General features: G+C 42.6%; 14 protein-coding genes and 1 CRISPR repeat array. Of the genes, 13 read left to right on the forward strand and 1 reads right to left on the reverse strand.

Annotated elements, in window-relative coordinates; genetic code table 11:
* The first annotated feature begins 8 nt into the window (after positions 1-8).
* Positions 9-1,010, forward strand: a complete 1,002-nt coding sequence (gene cas7d / locus H6G48_RS08560; protein ID WP_190720987.1) for a type I-D CRISPR-associated protein Cas7/Csc2 — start codon at positions 9-11, stop codon at positions 1,008-1,010.
* 57 nt (positions 1,011-1,067) lie between these two features.
* Positions 1,068-1,742, forward strand: coding sequence for a type I-D CRISPR-associated protein Cas5/Csc1 (cas5d, locus tag H6G48_RS08565; RefSeq protein WP_016515571.1), 675 nt, complete (start codon positions 1,068-1,070; stop codon positions 1,740-1,742).
* Positions 1,743-1,847: 105 nt separating this feature from the next.
* Here the strand turns inward: cas5d (H6G48_RS08565) and H6G48_RS08570 are convergent, their stop codons facing one another.
* The gene (locus tag H6G48_RS08570) at positions 1,848-2,699 is read right to left on the reverse strand and encodes a WCX domain-containing protein (protein ID WP_190720989.1); all 852 of its coding nucleotides are present in this window, start codon (positions 2,697-2,699) and stop codon (positions 1,848-1,850) included.
* 544 nt (positions 2,700-3,243) lie between these two features.
* On the opposite strand from H6G48_RS08570, the gene H6G48_RS08575 reads away from it, so the two are divergent.
* The 11 genes from H6G48_RS08575 (at position 3,244) to cas2 (ending at position 14,462) form a co-directional block, all read left to right on the forward strand.
* Positions 3,244-3,432 carry a hypothetical protein gene (locus H6G48_RS08575; RefSeq protein WP_069474927.1) on the forward strand — a complete coding sequence of 63 codons (189 nt, stop codon included), beginning with the start codon at positions 3,244-3,246 and terminating at the stop codon, positions 3,430-3,432.
* Between the two features lie 99 nt (positions 3,433-3,531).
* The gene (locus H6G48_RS08580; protein ID WP_199328772.1) at positions 3,532-6,291 is read left to right on the forward strand and encodes a hypothetical protein; all 2,760 of its coding nucleotides are present in this window, start codon (positions 3,532-3,534) and stop codon (positions 6,289-6,291) included.
* 31 nt (positions 6,292-6,322) lie between these two features.
* On the forward strand, positions 6,323-7,351 hold the full coding sequence (gene cas7d / locus H6G48_RS08585) for a type I-D CRISPR-associated protein Cas7/Csc2 (protein ID WP_069474925.1): 1,029 nt from the start codon (positions 6,323-6,325) through the stop codon (positions 7,349-7,351).
* Between the two features lie 60 nt (positions 7,352-7,411).
* The gene (gene cas5d, locus H6G48_RS08590; protein ID WP_069474924.1) at positions 7,412-8,191 is read left to right on the forward strand and encodes a type I-D CRISPR-associated protein Cas5/Csc1; all 780 of its coding nucleotides are present in this window, start codon (positions 7,412-7,414) and stop codon (positions 8,189-8,191) included.
* Between the two features lie 4 nt (positions 8,192-8,195).
* Positions 8,196-10,481 carry a type I-D CRISPR-associated helicase Cas3' gene (cas3, locus tag H6G48_RS08595; RefSeq protein ID WP_190720993.1) on the forward strand — a complete coding sequence of 762 codons (2,286 nt, stop codon included), beginning with the start codon at positions 8,196-8,198 and terminating at the stop codon, positions 10,479-10,481.
* A 40-nt stretch (positions 10,482-10,521) separates the two neighbouring features.
* Complete coding sequence (locus H6G48_RS08600) at positions 10,522-11,088, forward strand: Uma2 family endonuclease (RefSeq protein ID WP_190720996.1); 567 nt, start codon at positions 10,522-10,524, stop codon at positions 11,086-11,088.
* Positions 11,089-11,171: 83 nt separating this feature from the next.
* Complete coding sequence (locus H6G48_RS08605; RefSeq protein ID WP_190720998.1) at positions 11,172-11,738, forward strand: Uma2 family endonuclease; 567 nt, start codon at positions 11,172-11,174, stop codon at positions 11,736-11,738.
* Positions 11,738-12,571 carry a CRISPR-associated endoribonuclease Cas6 gene (gene cas6, locus H6G48_RS08610; RefSeq protein ID WP_190721001.1) on the forward strand — a complete coding sequence of 278 codons (834 nt, stop codon included), beginning with the start codon at positions 11,738-11,740 and terminating at the stop codon, positions 12,569-12,571. The genes H6G48_RS08605 and cas6 overlap by 1 nt, the downstream gene beginning before the upstream one ends.
* Positions 12,572-12,573: 2 nt before the next feature.
* On the forward strand, positions 12,574-13,167 hold the full coding sequence (gene cas4 / locus H6G48_RS08615) for a CRISPR-associated protein Cas4 (protein ID WP_190721004.1): 594 nt from the start codon (positions 12,574-12,576) through the stop codon (positions 13,165-13,167).
* Between the two features lie 5 nt (positions 13,168-13,172).
* Positions 13,173-14,177 carry a type I-D CRISPR-associated endonuclease Cas1d gene (gene cas1d, locus H6G48_RS08620; protein ID WP_190721006.1) on the forward strand — a complete coding sequence of 335 codons (1,005 nt, stop codon included), beginning with the start codon at positions 13,173-13,175 and terminating at the stop codon, positions 14,175-14,177.
* Positions 14,178-14,189: 12 nt separating this feature from the next.
* Entirely contained in the window at positions 14,190-14,462 is a 273-nt protein-coding gene (cas2, locus tag H6G48_RS08625) for a CRISPR-associated endonuclease Cas2 (protein ID WP_046663050.1), read from the forward strand.
* A gap of 232 nt (positions 14,463-14,694) precedes the next feature.
* A CRISPR array of direct repeats spans positions 14,695-21,631; the repeat unit is 37 nt; unit sequence GTTCCAATTAATCTTAAACCCTACTAGGGATTGAAAC.
* Positions 21,632-21,795: the final 164 nt, after the last annotated feature.

Here is a 21,795-nt window from a genome sequence, read left to right on the forward strand (position 1 = left end):
TACCTACCATGTCTTTACTGAAAACCCTCGATTCTAAATTCTTTCATAGCGATATTCCCTACAAACCGATGGGAAAATACGTTCACTTTTTGACGATTCGAGTCACAGAATCCTATCCTTTATTTCAAACAGATGGAGAGCTAAATAAAGCTCGTGTTCGTGCGGGAATTGATAGCAAAAAAACGATTAGTCGTTTATCGATGTTTAAACGAAAACAGTCAACTCCAGAACGTTTAGTCGGACGAGAATTACTCCGTAAATACAACATTATAACCGCAGAGGAGTGCGAATACAATGTTTCTTTTGGAATGAATAACCCCGACTGTATTATTTATGGTTTTGCCATCGGTGATTCGGGTTCAGAAAAATCGAAAGTAGTAGTAGATACGGCTTTTTCGATCACACCCTTTGATGAATCCCATGAAAGTTTTACTTTGAACGCTCCCTACGAGAACGGTACTATGGCATCGAAGGGAGAAAATAACACAAAAGTAGGGGAAGTGACTAGCCGAATTAACCAGCAGGATCACATTCGTCCGCAGGTGTTTTTCCCTAGTATTGTCACGCTCAAAGATCCGACAGAAGCAAGTTTTCTCTACGTTTTTAATAACATCCTGCGTACCCGTCACTACGGCGCGCAAACTACCCGGACGGGACGGGTAAGAAATGAGCTTATCGGTGTTATTTTTGCCGATGGGGAAATTGTTAGTAATTTGCGCTGGACACAGGCAATATATGATCGCCTTCCCGATGAAGTATTACACTCGATCGATCCCTTAGATGAGGATTTAGTTATGGAAAAAGCCACCGAAGCAATACAAGCATTAATGGCGGAAGAATTTATCGTTCATACCGATTTTATCGGGGAAAATTTTCAACCTTTATTAACCGAGGTGAAAACTCTCACGGGTACGGAAGCAGGAATTTTATCGGTTCTAGATCAAGCAAATAAGGAGTCAAAAAAATACTTTGAACAATATATTGAGAAAAAGAAAGCCGAGAAAAAATAGCTAATTTCGTCGGGTGAGTAATTTCTCACCCTAGATCCTCGCAATTTTTAAAGAGTTATGGTACATATTTATTCCTGTCAATTAGAACTGCATGATAGTCTTTATTACGCAACCCGTGAAATCGGCAGACTCTACGAAAGCGAACCCGTAATTCATAATTACGCGCTCTGTTATGCTTTGGGATTGGTAAATAGCGATAGTTATCGTTACTTCTGTTCCGAACAGATTCCACAGTACCAAGAACATTTAAATCCTCTTAACGAAGAGAAAATTTATGTCACTCCCGCACGGGCGATCGTTCATACGGCGGTTCTCAATACTTGGAAATATGCCAATAATAACTATCATGTGGAGATGGAAAAAACCCAGAAAAATATTCCCAGTTTTGGCAGGGCAAAAGAAATCGCTCCCGAAAGTGTTTTTGAATGTTTTATCATTTCCCATCACCCCCTACAACTTCCTAAATGGATTCGTTTGGGAAAATGGATGAGTAAAGCGGAAGTAAAACTGACAGAACTTTCCCTATCAAAACAAAAAGAGGATTTATTTATTTATCCCTATCCTTTAAATCCTCTCGATGTTATGTTTACCCATCAGGTGATTGGCTACGATGTGATTAATATGCCTCCCGTTAGTTTGATTCGTAACGTAAGAATGCGCGGGGAATATTACCAAATAAGCGATCGCCCTGATCTGAAAATTCCCGCTCGATTGTCCTATCACTTCGGTTGAAAATTGACCATGACTCTTATATCTTCTAAACCCCTCACTTTACCGGAATTTTTCTCACTAACCGCTCCCGAGGGCGATATTACCGTCGCATCGCACACCTTACTCCTATTCGTACTGTTGACGAGATTTAAATAAAATTTGTTTGATCCGGTTGCGTAATGGCTCTGGTGTAAGTACAATACAGCGATCTCCGTAGGGTAAAATCTCCCGAATTAACCAAAAAGGACTAGAGACTTTACGGGTTATAATCCTTTTTCCGTTTACCTCTCGGTCGTCGATATCCCTTGTGTTCCTTTCATAGGCCTTCACGAGGTCTTCTTCTAATTGTAATTGTACTTCTATAAAATCGAGACTGTCTCGCCATGGTTCTTCGATCGGAATCAAGCTTTGAATACGAGAGAATTTAAGACAGCGATTGTGAACAAGCTCGGGAAAGTCTCGCCTATCTTCTTCTGGCAGGTCAACCGTTTCCTCACACCAGATCTCTAGATAGAATTCTTTTTCCCGAAACATGATCTCGGCACAGCGAACGGTAAATTCTAGGGTCTGTCCCTGAGAATTTTTGTACATTACCCGAAAAGCTTGCCGGTCATGGATATAGCGCTCCACCGTGAGCCGCCAATCGCGATCGTACTGACTGACCTGTTCGGAAATCTCCCGACGCTCTTGAGGGGAGAGATTTCCCTTCTCTAAAAGAAAATTAGAAAGAGTCTGGGCCGGTTCGATGTTACCCGATCGCACCAGACGGTCGATCGCTTCCTTGATCGCTTCGACCCGCTTTGCCGAGAGGGTAAAAGGTTCACCGATCTCCAGTTCTCCTTCGGCGATGGCGGCGATTAGACCTGACGGACTAGGACTTTTCCCCCAAAAGATGTTAAAGCGTCGGGCGATCGCCTCTAGCTTCTCCTTCGTTCCAGGAGGAATTGACAGTGTAATTGTTTCTTTTTTGCGATTCACCTTGAAAATATACTTGTAATTTTAGAATATTTGTGCTACAATACCTATATTGTAATGATAAATGAGGACAAAGGACTATGAGCAGAGGACAGTTGAGAAGGATAAGGAAGTGATCGGGGTTATTGCCGATTCCGCTATTCGTTTTAGGAAATCTCGAATCGGGGATGAGTTGACCGTTATGTTTTGCGATGGGTCGGTCAAAGTAAACAAAATTTAATCAAGCCTAAAGCTGATTAAAGGAGGAAAGTGGGATTATCAAGCTATCCCTATTAGGGAATTCCTTAAAAAAGACTATTTACAGTCTTGATTGCGATATTTTTTCAATTCCTTAGAGGCTTTTATCGCTGGACTATCATTTTAGCGGACAGTCGGCTGCTGATCAACCTCTCGATCTGCAAATTTTCTCTTTATTGCTATATTAACCTTTTAAAGTGATATAGTAATAAACGAACCAGACCTTACGCCTAGTCCGTCTATGTTGATTGACTACTTCATAGGTTATGACAAGGCTAGTCCGAGAGTCAACATATTGAGGTGAAAACCTATGAGTGATAACTTATCCGATCGTTTACTGAGATTGATGTCCGATGGAGGCTGGCACTCTAGCCAAGAACTAGCGGAAAAAATTAGCCATCGCTTTTCGGCAACGATGCACGTTCTGAAAAAACGAGGTCATCAATTCGAGCAACGTCATATCGAAAGAAAGCGCTACGAGTGGCGACTAAAAGCGTAGCTTAGAGCGACCGCTCCGTGAATCCATGCCGTATGGGGGATTGTCTCCCCCTATACTGATCACCTCTTGTATTCGATTGGGAGATGAGCGAACAATATGATGTTCATAACAGACGAGTGCCAACCAACCTTAGAAGAAAGGTATTTTCTAAAAATCCGTCCCCAGCTTTACAAGCTACACGCGTGCCATTACCAATATGGGGTTAGAAAGGGAACAAGCCTAGCCGAGCATTTAGATTCTGTCTGTCAATTTCTTTTAACCATCACCCGTATCGCAGGAGTGCCAGAAGAAAAACGAGGGATAATTTTAGCCGTCGGAGTGACCCATGATTTAAATAAATTAGATGAATCAGGACGTAGTGTTAAGAAACTGGCGAGAGATCGGGCTTTTTTACAGGAACAGTTGGAGTTAGCCGGTGTATCGACTCTGGTAAAAACCGAAGAGGATTACGAGCTAGTCAGAAGATTAATCGAGCGTCATTCCGGTCATAGTGCCAGCGATGGAATGAGATTTTTTCCAGAAGATGGAAATATTAAAAAATGGGCGGCCATGTTGATCGGGGCTGATCTATTCGACTTGGGGATAGGGGAAGAAAAACGTCTTCGTAAGGTCGAGAACGAATTAACGATCGCTCTCGGCCGTCCCTGTCAATTATTTCGTGTTTGCTTATCGGAGGATAAAGGGTATTTAACCTCGCTTTTGTTGGGAGCCTGCGAAGAAGTGTTGATGAAATACAGCCTACAGTCTTTAGCGATCTATCCCGACGGACAACTATTTTTAGGTGAGAAATTCCCTGATCGAGATCTGACGAAAGAGATAGCGATCGCTTGGCAAAATAGAATCGATCGGGTGTTCGGTAACAATATCGAACAACTTGTCCATCCGACGAAAGACGGGATTAAAATCGAGCTTCAAGCGATCCAACAAAATCCAGAGGAAACCCTCGATTGTGTTATCGCATTGTTAGAAAAAAAGAAAGCGGGCATCAAATCCGATAAAATTCAACAAGATGTTAGCAAATACGCGGGAATAGCGGGAGAGAAAGCGGTTCGAGAAGCCGAAGCGGTTGGATTATTACCGATTGCCACTGCCGACGATTTCGCCATTTCTGAAGGTCTGAAGGCCGCTTACCTGAGTTATCGAGGGGCTGGTATAAATCCGCAGGAAGCTTGGGAGAGGATTGGCGAGCGCACCGGACTATCGAAAGAACAAAGGATCGCACTCGAACCTTTTAATTCTCAATACGGCCGTTGTCTGTTCGCAGCTAAATCCGCAGAGAGGGGAATGGAAGGGATTCAAGAGGCTTTAAGGGAATCTTTTCAACTACGTTTGGCAACAAACCTCCAGGACTCGGATTTGGAAGTATCCGAAGAAATGATAGCGGTAGTTTCTCAATGGCTGAATTTCCCTAATGCGAGAACTTGGCGGGCAAAAGACGAGCTTGATGCTTATATCGAAGCAAATCCCCGACAACGTTCCTCCCTCGGTAGCACATCGAAACAGATTGAAGAACTCATGTCGAATAATATGCCCCCAGAGACAAAAGTTCAATCTTTTTCCAATCGTCTCCCTGGGGGAATGAGTGCGGAACCGAAAAGACAAGCGGATACAATGGCTTCTCTCGCCTATAAATTAATGGCTGTCGGCGCATCTTTTCCCGCCGCTACTAAGCAAGAACCGCTTTATCTTCATTTTGCTTTACCGAAAGGGTCTAGTCCCGATCTATTGAGCTTTTGGAGACGATTTTTAGAGGAGAAAGCGGCGATAGGCGAGGGAGGAACGGTCACAATCGATGAACTCAAGTTCTATAAAGTCGATAACGAACAGTTAATTTACAAACCTCGATCGATCAATGAATTGGGTATCGAGTTCAAATTGAACAAAGTAGTCGGTTTGGCTTTTCCTAAACGTCCTGAGTTTATCCAATCGACCGTAATTATCCCAATTTTATGGGGTGATGCGAATAATTCAATAGCCTTATTGAAAACAATTCACTTGGCCTTAGATTTGTCTCTTGCGACGGATTTCGGGTTTCCTTTTGTAGTCAGTAGTAATTTGGAGGTGGAATCATGGAATAATTTTTATGGAAGAGTTGAGGGGATTCCCTCTACTTTGCAACCGTTACTAGGAAACGGTCAATATCGGCGGAGCGGTCACAGTACGCCAAAAACTTTAAGACCCGAAGAAATCGCCGAGGAAATTTTAACTCGATTAAGATGTTTGGGTAAATTAGCGATAACAATTGCTAGTCTTCAAAAGAAAGATGATTGCCTTTACGACCTCTCCCGATCGCTAAGAAGACCGATCGAACTTTACTATGTTATTCTTCGTTGGTTATTACGAGAACATGATGATCCGAATTTAGAGTATTTTTGGCACCAGATTTCTCAACCCTTGAATATTTTACTGGAGAGTTGCATGAAGGATGAACATGATCTATTAAGTCGCTATCTTAAAGAAGCGGCTAGTATTGCCGAAGAAGCGGTCTTACGGGGGAGTTCTTTCCGTCGAACCTCGCAAGCGGAACCGTTTACCGAGTTTATCAACGCGATTCGTTCTCGCAAAGCCCATCTGTCCTGGGATGTGGTTTTCGGTGCGTTAGTGCAGAATTATCACAACCGACTTGATCGCATCCGCGAACACGGTGTCGGTGCAACTAAATACGAACAGATCAAGCGGTATTACGAGGTATTGAGACAACTTTTCGAGGAAGTTTATCAATCCCGCCCAGAAAGACTTCTAGCCGATAAAAAAACACTAGAAGCCGCATATCTTTTCTTCCTACAGGAAGCCAGGCAACGGATCAAGGAAGAATCGAAAAATCAACCCCCAACTGCCGCAGAAACTAACGAGCAATAAATAATCCACGAATATTCAGGAAAACGATTCTATGACTATCGAAAAATTAACCCCCTTTCTTGCGCCCGCTTACGAGAACTTCCCCAAAGGCAGAACGATCGGGCTAGTTGTTTTAAGAACTACTCGCTCCGAAACGATCTTCCGCACCGAAGGGTCTGGAGAGCCGATGTGTGGTGAATTCGTACAAGCGGGAATCAACGATCCGACAATTATCCCCCGTTTGGTTATGACAAAACGTAAACAGATCGCCCCAGAAAGACGGCGGGGACGGGAATTTTTAAGAGCAAATAACCTACTGTATAACGCGCCCAAGGGCGGCACAGTTTGTTCTTTAAACACGAACGCGCCCTGTGAATGCTGTATCGATTGTTTCCTGTACGGTTTCGCTGCGGGGGGTGAAGGCGCTCAGAAAAGTCGGGTTTGGACAGAAGACGCGTTTAGTGTTTTATCGAGTACCGAATTAATCGGGGAGCGGACGATCAACGCTATTTTCGAGAATGGCACGATGCGTGATGAAAAAGGAACCGCTTCTACCGCTTTGAACACGAGCGAGTACATTAAACCGGGGGTTCATTTCCTCGATATCGTCACTCTAAAAGATGTTACGGCCGACGAGTTACGCTACACGGTCGGAAATATTCTTATGACGACCCGTTACGGCGCGGTTTCAAGTCGATTAGGACGGATGGATAATGAAATTATCGGGGTTTTCGGCGGAATGGCGGAATTACCCAGTTCTCTAGAATTGGTGCAGTCTGTTTACGACTTGCTGGGAGCGCCTGAAAAGCTATTGGAACATCCTTTTAACACCGAGGAGCTAACTACCGCCGTCAAATCCGCGATCGCTCCGTGGACAAATAAGCGAGGTATTTCTATGCGGTTATCAGAGGAAGAGTTAACTGAGTTGATCTTGGATGTTGATCGCCATTGGTCTTTGGACGATCAGGAAACCTTTTTAAAACGTCTCGATGAATCCTATGCTTCTTTCCGTAAACCTCGTTCTGAAGACGTTGGCAAAAAAGGAAAAGGCAAAAAGGATGCTTCGTCCGTTTCGCTGTAAATCTTTCACGGGTTAGAGGATCGAAAATTTTTCTAACCCTTCATCTCAAAATCGAATTTTATGCAACAACTTGAATTACCTCTCCCGTCCCTAGCGGAACCGAAAAAGACAATTTACGAAAGTGCGAGGCTGATCGAGCTTTGGTGTGCCGAACCCGTTTTTTTCGCCTCTAGAGAGTTATCCGACACCTACTATACCGAGGGAGCGATCGGTAACTACGCACTCGCTTATGCGTTTGGTTGGGCGCGTTCTCCCTACCGTCTGACGGGAACCGCAACCTGTAGACCGAGATACCGGGAAGACCTATCGCCTTTAGATAGTTACATTTTGCCCGCGTGGCCGAAAAATGATCGGACATCTTTTCGATTTGAACGTTTTAACGCACTGTCCGATAGTTACTGGTATGCGATGACGAATAATCGTGTGGCGATCGCCCGTGAAGACTTACCGATCAAACGCTCCGGGAAAAAGCCGAATACCTTTCGACCGAGCAATTTTCCTCAAACGGGACGACTACGGATAATAGAACGAGGAAGTCGTTTTCAAACTTTAGTGTTCGGAAATAGAGAATTGCCCGAATATATTCGCTTAGGCAAATTCACCAGTAAAGTGAAAGTAACCATCCTTTCCGAAAATAGAGTTATTCTATTACCCAACGGGGAATATCGTAGTCATATCTACCTCAATACTGCTGATATACCCGCTAGTGTAAATTTTTTATCGTTCGATCTAATTGCAATTCCGCCAGTCTCCCTTTTCAAAAATCTTCACTTTCAAGGAGAAGCTTGGCAGATAGGTGAATCGATTGTTCCCGCTTATTTAAAATTCTGCGGAGGGTGAAATTATGGATAATCAATTTTTAAATATATGGCTAGAGCCAAAAAGTATTGCGGTTTGTGATTCTCTTCCTGATAAACTCCATTTTATGAAACCAGCCCTACAACATCAGGTAGAAGTGTATGAAAAATCCCGCAATCACGATTTAATTCTCGATCTAGCACCAACTGGAACTGGAAAAACAAAAGCGGGTTTTACGGTTCTTTTACATAATCCCAATCAAACTGCGATTTATATCGCTCCGACTAACGCGCTTGTCACCCAACAAGCGGAAGCGGCCGAGGCTTTTGTGAGGGATGCTAAATTAACGCACGTTGTCAAGGCCGCATCGGCCAAGGAAATTCAGGGATGGTCAGATGATCGGGTAGGCAAACGATCGGGAGAAAAGCTCTATAATCTCCTTCAGAATCCCGCTACGATTTTTCCCGAAGTAGGAGCAAATAGACCACTTTTCTTAGTTACAAACCCTGATATTTTTTATTATGCTACGTTTTGGGCTTATAATAGCTTAGATAAATCTAACATAGCTAGTGAGTTTTATAGCAGATTTTCTACAATTATATTTGATGAATTTCATCTGTATAGTGCTAAACAGTTAGTTAGTTTGCTATTTTTTATCGCTTATTCTAAGGTTTTAGACTATTTTCAGAACAATCGGAAAATTGTTATTCTGACGGCAACTCCTGAGAAAGCTTGTGATGAAGCTTTTAACACTTTAGAAAGAGCGGGAATCAGAATCGCGCGAATTGATGGGGAGGATAATAATAGCGATCAAGTTCCTTCGCAGACCAAAGTGGCTCTAGAAATTCGTCCGAAAATTGAACGAGACGAATATCTAGTACAAATCGCGGATGAAGTCAAGGAAAAATATCTAGCGAATCCCAATGACAATGGTGCAGTTATTCTCGACTCTAAAGATCACATTAATCGGTTGGCCGATTTGCTGACGGAACGAGGATTAAAAGAGGGTTACGGAAGAATACACGGATCGACACCTCAAAAGGATAGACTTTTAGCAGTTCAAAAACCGATTATTCTCGCAACCAGCACTGTAGATGTGGGTTTTAACTTCGAGAAAAATCCAGTCCCAACCCGACAAACTTTAGATTGGTTAATTTTTTCTGCGAAGGATCGTCATTCTTTCTGGCAAAGATTAGGAAGAGTTGGCAGAGTATTAGGGCGCAAGATTACAGATATCCCGTCGGAAGCGATCGCCTATATAGATCCGAAAGCTTGGGAAGAGGGAATTCTCGAACTAGATCGATCAGGTGGTCGAGAGTCATTGAGAAAGATGCTAGAAAGTTTATCTTGCTTAGATCGTCCTTTTTTAAGTATTTACTGGCGTTCCGAAGCTTCTTTAGAGATAGCTCGTCCTTTATCCGAGTTAGAAGATCTTTTGACAGATTTACCCCAAATTAGCGTTATTGAAGAGTTATATCAAACAATGCGGTGTATCTTAGGAGGCACAAAAGACTGGAGTTACTATCGGTCTCGAATGCGTGTTTTTACTGGTGCGGAGAAGATTAAAGATATTTCTATTAAAAAACTAAAAAGTGATTGGAAATTTACCAAGGGAGGTCAAGCGCTGATTAAAACTTTCTTTAAATGTTATTATCCTGAATATTTGAAAGAAATAGAAGCCGATCAGAATAAAATTAAACATTATGAAGATATGTTTAAAAAATACCCAGAAAATTTCGAGAGTTTGAAGGGTTTCGCTAGGATGTGGTATGCCACCTATCAGCCTATCTTTCAATTCCGAGATAGTCTTTTTGACAACATTAAGGTTGTTGATCGCTTTAATCTTTTGCTCGATGAATCCGAAGAAACTATTATCGATCCTATTCATTTACTTAGGTATTATGATTTCGCTACCGACGGAGAGAAAATTGAACTTAAGAGACGAGTAGATAAACCTTATGAGCTTAAATTTATTCTATATAATCAAGATTCATTGGAGAAATTTAAACAAAATAAGCTGAATCGATTAATGGCTTTTGAGGACTGTAACCTTGAAAGATGGCTAAGAGGCGCAAAAATTCCAACTCCCTCATTACAACAACTAAGGCAACAATTCGTATCGGGAGTAATTGTATCTACGCAAGAAAATCAGGGTACGATTATTCAGCTTAGAAAACAAGGGCTAACAATATTTCCGATGTACGTTCATTTTGCTGAACAACCTAGACCGAAGGAGTTTACTTTTTTTCCGAGTTTATCTGGTATATTAGCGATCGCTTCCAGTGGAAGAAGATTAAAACTACCAGATGGCGAGGACTTTTACATAGCTTAAAAATAGCGTAAAACTTACAGCAGGCTGGAGAATATTTGTTATGACTAGCGTTACATCTAAACCCCTCACTTTACCGGAATTTTTCTCACTAACCGCTCCCGAGGGCGATATTACCTATGAATTAGTCGATGGAGAAGCTATCCCAAAAATGTCACCGAAATTCTTTCATTCTCGTTTAACTCTGGCTTTATCTTCTATACTCGATCGCTGGAATCAAGGACGGGGAGAAGTGGGAATCGAATGGGCGATCATTCTCAGCAAAAACGATCGAGATTGGTGTCCGGTTCCCGATCTTCTCTACATTTCCCCGGAAAGGTTAGGAGATATTCCCCTCACCGATGAAGCTTGTCCCGTTCCCCCGGAATTAGTCATCGAAATTATCTCTCCGGAACAATCCTTCAGCAGCCTGAGCGAAAAAGCCGTGGACTACCTAAAAGCGGGAGTCAGTCGCGTCTGGATCGTCGATCCCCGGGCCAAGCAGATCACAATTTTCTATCCCGACGCACCCCCGGCGATTAAAAAAGGCGATGACGAGATGAGCGATATTCTCCTCCCCGATTTAACCCTAACCCCCAGACAAATTTTTGCCAAGGCCCGATTAAGTTAATGCCCTACAGTCTCGTTATAAGCGATCGCCCCGATCTGAAAATTCCCGCTCGATTGTCCTATCACTTCGGTTGAAAATTGACCATGACTCTTATCTCTTCTAAACCCCTCACTTTACCAGAATTTCTCTCGCTAACCGATCCCGAGGGCGATATTACCTATGAATTAGTCGATGGAGAAGCGATCGCAAAAATGTCACCGAAATTCTTTCATTCTCGTTTAACTGGTGCTTTATTTCTCGTACTCGATCGCTGGAATCAAGGACGGGGAGAAGTGGGAATCGAATGGGCGATCATTCTCAGCAAAAACGATCGAGATTGGTGTCCGGTTCCCGATCTTCTCTACATTTCCCCGCAAAGGTTAGGAGATATTCCCCTCACCGATGAAGCTTGTCCCGTTCCCCCGGAATTAGTCATCGAAATTATCTCTCCGGAACAATCTTTCAGCAGCCTGAGCGAAAAAGCCGTGGACTACCTAAAAGCGGGAGTCAGTCGCGTCTGGATCGTCGATCCCCGGGCCAAGCAGATCACAATTTTCTATCCCGACGCACCCCCGGCGATTAAAAAAGGCGATGACGAAATTAGCGATATTCTCCTCCCCGATTTAACCCTAACCCCCAGACAAATTTTTGCCAAGGCCCGATTAAGTTAATGCCCTACAGTCTCGTTCTCAATCTCACACCCCGATCGCCGATCTATCCGAATTTTCTCACCGGACGACACCTTCACGCGCTATTCCTTACCCTTGTCAGTAGTGTTGATCGGGAATTAGGGAAAATTCTACACGCAGCCGAGGCAGATAAAGCTTTTACCTTATCGCCACTACAGATGCAATCCGGGGGAAAAACGATAAATTCCCCGCAGTGGCGACACGAACGGCCAATCGCCCCCGAAACTCCCTGCTGGTGGCGGATTTCTCTGCTCGATGACCGATTATTCGGTAAATTAACCTCGCTCTGGTTGAATCTCAATCCAAAACACCCCTGGCATCTCGGTTCCGCCGATCTGGTTATCACCAGCGTCCTCGCTACCCCGCAATCGGTTCAACCCTGGGCGAACTCTTGTACTTATCAATACCTGTATGAAAACGCCTCGGCAGCGAATCGGGAATTTGATTTCCTTTTCGCTACCCCCGTCACCTTCCGGCAGGGAAAATTCGATAGTGCCTTACCGACGCGGGAACTGGTGTTTAATAGCCTTCTCAATCGTTGGAATCGCTATAGCGGTATCCCCTTCGATTCCATCGCCCTAGAGTCGATTTTCCCCAGTTTCTTCGATATTCAAACGAAATTAGCCGACGAAGCCTATAAAAACCATTCGATCGGTTGTGTGGGCGAGATTCACTATCGTCTTTTGGGAGAGGTGGAACCCGCAAAGATTAAAGCGATTAATGCACTGGCGGATTTTGCCCTCTATGCGGGAGTGGGACGGAAAACCACCATGGGAATGGGGATGACTCGCAGAATTGCTAAGGAGAAAAGATAGCCATGGATGAATCTGATTACATACCGATCGCCGCTCTCAACCATTACGCCTACTGTCCCCACCGTTGTTGGAGAATGTTCGTCGCTGGGGAATTTCTCGATAATAGCTACACGATCGAGGGAACAAATTTACACGAGCGAGTTCACACCGTCGGGGCGGGAAACCGGGAGGAAATATGGCAAATTCGGGCGATCTGGCTTAAATCAGATAATTACCGTCTCATCGGTAAAGCCGATCTGATCGAGTCCCACGACGGCGAATTTATCCCCGTGGAATACAAACGGGGCAGTAAAGGCGAATGGGATAACGACGAGTTGCAGGTGTGCGCTCAAGCCATCTGTTTGGAAGAAATGACTGGAAAAAGGCTAGATACCGGCTATATCTACTATGCCAGTTCTCACCAGCGTCAACCGGTGGCGATCAATCTTGCTCTACGGCAACGGGCGATCGCTACGATCCGAGCAGTTGAAACCCTGATCCAGACGGGAAAAATGCCCCCGGCGGTCTATTCACCCCGCTGCAAGGGATGCAGTTTGTTCGATCGCTGTTTGCCCCGATTAACCGAAAAAGTCCAACGATATCGAGAGGAAGACTAAAAAATATGGGAACGGTATATGTGACGAGAGAAGACGCATTTCTCGGCAAAAATGACGAGCGTTTAACGGTTAAAGCATCCAAGGAAACGATACTCGATGTACCTCTATTGAACGTGGAAGGAGTGGTGATTTTCGGACGGGGTTCAGTTTCTCCCGCATTGGTGATCGAATTGTTGGAACGTCATATTCCGCTCAGTTTCGTCACATCCACCGGACGCTATCTCGGTAGATTGGAACCGGAGATGACCAAAAATATTTTCGTTCGTCGAGCGCAATGGCAGGCCGCCGGCGATTCTCCGAAAGCCATTCATTTAGTGCGGGGATTCGTCCGCGGCAAGCTGAAGAATTACCGCAACATTCTACTCCGTCGTCAACGCAATCGAAAGGAGTTGGATTTACAAACTGCGATCGCTTGTCTGGAAGCAGCGATCGGCTCGATCGCAACAACCTCGGCGATCGATTCTCTCCGGGGGTTAGAGGGAGCGGGAAGCGCAGCCTATTTCAGTTGTTTTGATTCCCTAATTCTCGGTGATACTTTTACCTTTACCTCCCGTAACCGTCGCCCCCCGCGAGATCCGGTCAATTCTCTTTTGAGTCTGGGTTATGCGTTATTGCGCCATGACGTGCAGAGTGCGATCAATTTGGTCGGTTTTGACCCCTATCTCGGTTATCTTCACTATCAACGCTACGGTCGCCCCTCGCTGGCACTGGATCTGATGGAGGAATTTAGAGCGATCGTCGTTGATGCCGTGGTTCTCAATGGGGTCAATCATCCTTATCTTACCCCCGAACATTTCACCACCGAACCCTTAAGCGGTGCGGTTTCCTTGACGAGAGAGGGGCTACAGATTTTCCTGCGCTTGTACGAACAGAAGAAACAATCGAAGTTTAAGCATCCAGTAATGGGTAAACAGTGTACTTATCAAGAAGCTTTCGAGATTCAGGCCCGACTAATGGCGAAATATCTGATGGACGAGACGGATAAGTATCCACCCTTGATTTTAAAGTAGATAGAGGCGGTCATGTATTTTGTTATCAGTTACGATATTTCCGACGATAAGCGACGAACCAAAATTCACAATACGTTAAAGTCCTACGGCCAACGGGTGCAGTATAGTGTTTTTGAGTGCGATCTAACCGATACCCAGTACGCTAAGCTGCGCGGGCGCTTGAGTAAGTTGATCAAACCCGATACCGATAGCATCCGCTTTTATTTTCTCTGCGCCTGTTGTCGGGGTAAAGTGGAACGCATCGGTGGTGAGTTACCCCGGGATAATACAATTTTTTTTGTTTAGCTCGGTTGCGCTTCCGGGTAGCTGTAAAAATCCTTAACTATTATCTGGTGGCTGAAAAGCTTATGGAATATAGATTCGAGATGATTTTCCTTTCCAACGCGGGGCGCACCTTATCCCGTAAGGTTTTGCGGGGTCTTGAAGCAGTGGGTCACTTGCTGTATAATTGGTTTATTGCGGGTGCGGCGCATACGAACCTTGAAAATCCCATAGCGTATAGCTTTTACCACTGGGCGTTCCAATTAATCTTAAACCCTACTAGGGATTGAAACCCCCCAGGGAACACTCGGCTAACCTGAGCATCCACGTTCCAATTAATCTTAAACCCTACTAGGGATTGAAACGAAACCGCAGGACCGAATCCCGTCCCCGCAGTCCTGTTCCAATTAATCTTAAACCCTACTAGGGATTGAAACCAGCATCGACACACTGCCAAGCTGAGATAAAGAAGTTCCAATTAATCTTAAACCCTACTAGGGATTGAAACGAATCCTAAAACGATTCTGCCGGGGGGGATTAAGTTCCAATTAATCTTAAACCCTACTAGGGATTGAAACCAATTTTGGGAGCAGGCTTTACGAGTAGCAAAACCGTTCCAATTAATCTTAAACCCTACTAGGGATTGAAACCGAATACTTCATCTGACCTCCTGTAGAATCGGCTAGTTCCAATTAATCTTAAACCCTACTAGGGATTGAAACCAGTCCATTTTCAGCGAGATCAGTATCTCTTTGACGTTCCAATTAATCTTAAACCCTACTAGGGATTGAAACGAATCGCCGAATTGACATCGGCTAACCCATAACCCGAGTTCCAATTAATCTTAAACCCTACTAGGGATTGAAACATTTCTTCCCAGGGAAGATCTGCAAGATTCCAATCGTTCCAATTAATCTTAAACCCTACTAGGGATTGAAACACCTTCAGTGTAGGGGCTGTAGGGGGATTTAGGCTAGTTCCAATTAATCTTAAACCCTACTAGGGATTGAAACACGCTGAGTGATCCGATGGAAGCCTTGCAATTGCTGTTCCAATTAATCTTAAACCCTACTAGGGATTGAAACTTTTGATGTTGCTGAAGCTAATAGATTTTTTAATCGTTCCAATTAATCTTAAACCCTACTAGGGATTGAAACGGAGCTACGCTCAATAAAAAATCATAATCATCTACGGTTCCAATTAATCTTAAACCCTACTAGGGATTGAAACCTGCAATTGCTTGAAAAAACGATCCGCGCTCAGGAGTTCCAATTAATCTTAAACCCTACTAGGGATTGAAACTATTGATGGTAAACTCTAACTATTTTACCATCAATTGTTCCAATTAATCTTAAACCCTACTAGGGATTGAAACACTGGCAAGGATTGAGGCCTTAGAAGCTAAACCAGTGTTCCAATTAATCTTAAACCCTACTAGGGATTGAAACAATACACCTGCCAGATAACAAGTAACAGTTGCCAGCGTTCCAATTAATCTTAAACCCTACTAGGGATTGAAACTCGATATCCGCCGTATCTCTAGAAGCCAGCGGAAAGTTCCAATTAATCTTAAACCCTACTAGGGATTGAAACAAGGCATAAGTAGTATTAATGGTGTGAGGGTAAGGGGTAGAGGTTCCAATTAATCTTAAACCCTACTAGGGATTGAAACAAGAGTGTGGACTCGATTGCAAGCGCACGGATGAACGTTCCAATTAATCTTAAACCCTACTAGGGATTGAAACTCCCAAGAATAATAGCTGATACCTGATAACTAATGTTCCAATTAATCTTAAACCCTACTAGGGATTGAAACTAATTTTTGGCAATGGTAAGGCTGCCCATGCTCTTGTTCCAATTAATCTTAAACCCTACTAGGGATTGAAACAAAAGCATCTCTTTTTTCACCCTCGATCCGAACCGTGTTCCAATTAATCTTAAACCCTACTAGGGATTGAAACTCCCAAGAATAATAGCTGATACCTGATAACTAATGTTCCAATTAATCTTAAACCCTACTAGGGATTGAAACTAATTTTTGGCAATGGTAAGGCTGCCCATGCTCTTGTTCCAATTAATCTTAAACCCTACTAGGGATTGAAACAAAAGCATCTCTTTTTTCACCCTCGATCCGAACCGTGTTCCAATTAATCTTAAACCCTACTAGGGATTGAAACTCACGAGGAATATTTCAGCCCGGTGTGCATTATCGGGTTCCAATTAATCTTAAACCCTACTAGGGATTGAAACCGTTATTTGGAGTCAGCGGGCTCTGGGGGGATTTGTTCCAATTAATCTTAAACCCTACTAGGGATTGAAACTTGTCCATGAGTCTCTCCAGTGTATTTTAGGGTTGTTCCAATTAATCTTAAACCCTACTAGGGATTGAAACATGGGGCAAGGGGTTTCTTCCATCTATCATTCACCGTTCCAATTAATCTTAAACCCTACTAGGGATTGAAACTTTAGAGGCCCAAAAGGAGATCCTGGGCAAAATGGAAGGTTCCAATTAATCTTAAACCCTACTAGGGATTGAAACCCTTCAGTTGCCTCGCTATCCCACTTGTAGAAATCGGGTTCCAATTAATCTTAAACCCTACTAGGGATTGAAACTTTGAGAATTATTTGCCGGGGTGGACTCCGATGTCGTTCCAATTAATCTTAAACCCTACTAGGGATTGAAACATTTTTGTTCATCGTTCTTGTTATCGGCTTTTGTTCCAATTAATCTTAAACCCTACTAGGGATTGAAACGAATTTGAATGGCGGTTTGAGTGACGGTCGTTGATGTTCCAATTAATCTTAAACCCTACTAGGGATTGAAACCTAAGATTTCGGCTCTTTGGCACATTTGAGCCCATGGTTCCAATTAATCTTAAACCCTACTAGGGATTGAAACAAGGGCATCAACCATGACTTGTTCAATCCGTTCTCGTTCCAATTAATCTTAAACCCTACTAGGGATTGAAACAGAGTATGAACAGATCAATATTTGGCGTGATTACTTGGTTCCAATTAATCTTAAACCCTACTAGGGATTGAAACTCTGAGGGGCCAGTAGAAGTAAGCGATCGAGTGACGGGTTCCAATTAATCTTAAACCCTACTAGGGATTGAAACGAGGCTTATCTAATGAAGAACAGGGGCGGATGTGGTTCCAATTAATCTTAAACCCTACTAGGGATTGAAACATGATCCTCTTGGTTTGATTTCAGAAAGGCGATCGTTCCAATTAATCTTAAACCCTACTAGGGATTGAAACATTGTTACATTCATAGATAAATTGCCCAGTAAAGAGTTCCAATTAATCTTAAACCCTACTAGGGATTGAAACCTTACTATTGCCTAGTGTTTGCCCTCTCGTGAAAAGTTCCAATTAATCTTAAACCCTACTAGGGATTGAAACGTCGAAATTTCCCCCGGCTAATTATCGAAAAGTAAAGCGAGTTCCAATTAATCTTAAACCCTACTAGGGATTGAAACAAGAGAAAAAACTTTCCTGCTCTAGGGTGGATCAAGTTCCAATTAATCTTAAACCCTACTAGGGATTGAAACTGCGTTTGATTTTGAGGGTAGTTGTACAGGCACTTGTTCCAATTAATCTTAAACCCTACTAGGGATTGAAACTATTTAGAGAGTATTCGGGCTTTTCAGGTTAGTGTTCCAATTAATCTTAAACCCTACTAGGGATTGAAACTCAACATCTTGCTGCCTCAAAAACTTAAGCAAGACAAGTTCCAATTAATCTTAAACCCTACTAGGGATTGAAACCTTTGGCGGCTTTTTTAGCTTCTTTTTCGGCAGCGTGTTCCAATTAATCTTAAACCCTACTAGGGATTGAAACGTTGCTCGAAATTCAAGAAAACCAAACAATCGAGTTCCAATTAATCTTAAACCCTACTAGGGATTGAAACAACTACCAAAATATAGAAAAAACATTGACTTTAAGTTCCAATTAATCTTAAACCCTACTAGGGATTGAAACAGTATCCCCAAGGTAGTATCGCCAATTTTCCAGGGACTGTTCCAATTAATCTTAAACCCTACTAGGGATTGAAACGCCGGAATGCTGGAAATCTAAGAAGTTTCCCCGGTTCCAATTAATCTTAAACCCTACTAGGGATTGAAACCGGAGATTAAGGGAGCCTTAGCGCAAAAAAGCTTGTTCCAATTAATCTTAAACCCTACTAGGGATTGAAACTTGCCATTTTAGCCCATCCAAACAAATTTGTGTTGTTCCAATTAATCTTAAACCCTACTAGGGATTGAAACTCTTTAGCCTTGCCTGCAACTAAGTTACCAAGTGGTTCCAATTAATCTTAAACCCTACTAGGGATTGAAACGATATTCAGGAGGTAAAATAGGGACGATTCGTGAATCATCGTTCGTTCCAATTAATCTTAAACCCTACTAGGGATTGAAACTCTTTGGTCGCTTACGCGATGCGGGAGCGGAGGGGAGTTCCAATTAATCTTAAACCCTACTAGGGATTGAAACGATGCCATTTCTGGTGTTTCATTACCTAGTAATTCTATTAGTTCCAATTAATCTTAAACCCTACTAGGGATTGAAACCGGAGATTAAGGGAGCCTTAGCGCAAAAAAGCTTGTTCCAATTAATCTTAAACCCTACTAGGGATTGAAACTTGCCATTTTAGCCCATCCAAACAAATTTGTGTTGTTCCAATTAATCTTAAACCCTACTAGGGATTGAAACTCTTTAGCCTTGCCTGCAACTAAGTTACCAAGTGGTTCCAATTAATCTTAAACCCTACTAGGGATTGAAACGATATTCAGGAGGTAAAATAGGGACGATTCGTGAATCATCGTTCGTTCCAATTAATCTTAAACCCTACTAGGGATTGAAACTCTTTGGTCGCTTACGCGATGCGGGAGCGGAGGGGAGTTCCAATTAATCTTAAACCCTACTAGGGATTGAAACGATGCCATTTCTGGTGTTTCATTACCTAGTAATTCTATTAGTTCCAATTAATCTTAAACCCTACTAGGGATTGAAACTGATCGCATCATGCTGAATTCTTTATCTCAGCTTGTTCCAATTAATCTTAAACCCTACTAGGGATTGAAACTTCCAGTCGCTTGCCACTGCCTCACCCGATTGAGGTTCCAATTAATCTTAAACCCTACTAGGGATTGAAACACCATCACTTGCTGACCCGCAGTCCAAGTGACAGGTTCCAATTAATCTTAAACCCTACTAGGGATTGAAACTTCCAAGAGGTGTGACACCTGAGAAAGTGTCACAGTTGCTCCCCGTTCCAATTAATCTTAAACCCTACTAGGGATTGAAACAGCGGAAGTAATCATCACCAAACACCGTAACGGTCCCACCGGCGTTCCAATTAATCTTAAACCCTACTAGGGATTGAAACTTTTCTGACAGATTTCGGAACTGATATTTTTGTGGTTCCAATTAATCTTAAACCCTACTAGGGATTGAAACCGTCAAGGGAGAGCCTTGGCTGATCCGCTTTTTTGTTCCAATTAATCTTAAACCCTACTAGGGATTGAAACAACACTATGTATCGATCGATTATGGTTGATAATATCGTTCCAATTAATCTTAAACCCTACTAGGGATTGAAACCAGATATTGTGATCGAGAAGGTTGAAAAAGTCACCGTTCCAATTAATCTTAAACCCTACTAGGGATTGAAACTTATATCCCCACCGAAAACCTCAAGGAAGTTAAACAGTTCCAATTAATCTTAAACCCTACTAGGGATTGAAACGAATCTCTTTACTCAAGGTTAGATGAACTACAAAAGTTCCAATTAATCTTAAACCCTACTAGGGATTGAAACAATCTCGACCGACTCTATTTGATGATTCTGCTATCGTTCCAATTAATCTTAAACCCTACTAGGGATTGAAACTTCCAGAGCCACAATGTAATTGGGGAGGCAATTGAGTTCCAATTAATCTTAAACCCTACTAGGGATTGAAACCGCCGGAATGCTGGAAGTCTAAGAAGTTTCCCCGGGGTTCCAATTAATCTTAAACCCTACTAGGGATTGAAACGAAACAAGTGAGATTTTTGAGGCGATAAATCGATTGTTCCAATTAATCTTAAACCCTACTAGGGATTGAAACCCCAGTAAATCGGCTAACTCCTCTTCTAGGGTATGTTCCAATTAATCTTAAACCCTACTAGGGATTGAAACAGGGTAAGCTAGAACCGATTTCTGAATCCGCTATTGTTCCAATTAATCTTAAACCCTACTAGGGATTGAAACTATCAGATTCATCGATTTTTACAGCATATCGGATGGTTCCAATTAATCTTAAACCCTACTAGGGATTGAAAGCTCAATCAAACGAATCGTACCAGCCACATCCAGCCGTTCCAATTAATCTTAAACCCTATTAGGGATTGAAAGGCTTGATAGAAGATTCAATATCAGCAGTATCAACCGTTCCAATTAATCTTAAACCCTACTAGGGATTGAAACAACCTACTCTAGAGGCTAACATGACTGATCTAATTGTTCCAATTAATCTTAAACCCTACTAGGGATTGAAAGCAATCCCTAGTAATCGCCTCCCGTTGAGGATTAGTGTTCCAATTAATCTTAAACCCTATTAGGGATTGAAAGACTTCCTCTGGAGTAAAAGTAAACTGCTTAACCTGAGAGTTCCAATTAATCTTAAACCCTATTAGGGATTGAAAGTTGTGATCAACCTTTGCCTGCTTGCCAAGCTCTCGTTCCAATTAATCTTAAACCCTATTAGGGATTGAAAGTTTTTCACCGCGTTTTTGCTTAACCTTGGCTTGTAGTTCCAATTAATCTTAAACCCTATTAGGGATTGAAAGCCCGGTTTGTTTTTTTGTTCATCATTTTTTAAAAGTTCCAATTAATCTTAAACCCTATTAGGGATTGAAAGATGAGTTTTAGTGAAGAAAGATTAGATTTAGGATACGGTTCCAATTAATCTTAAACCCTATTAGGGATTGAAAGGAAAAACTGCCTAATTTCGATACATTCACACTTAGAGGTTCCAATTAATCTTAAACCCTATTAGGGATTGAAAGGGATTCTAATAAAAAGGGAGATTCTAGGCAAAGGTTCCAATTAATCTTAAACCCTATTAGGGATTGAAAGCTTATCAACTGATTATTCGGGGTAAATCAAAGCTGTTCCAATTAATCTTAAACCCTATTAGGGATTGAAAGATTTAAAAAGGCACGCTGGCAGGCGAGGAAATGTGTTCCAATTAATCTTAAGAGAATTACAGAGAATGATTGATCCTATAATAATGGGAAAATCCTCAGAGTGAGGAACTCGCATGAAACCAGCATCCCTGATTCAACTAACCGATAGTCTGAAAGCCCTTTAT

Source organism: Microcystis flos-aquae FACHB-1344 (genome assembly GCF_014698375.1).
Classification (GTDB): Bacteria; Cyanobacteriota; Cyanobacteriia; order Cyanobacteriales; family Microcystaceae; genus Microcystis; species Microcystis aeruginosa.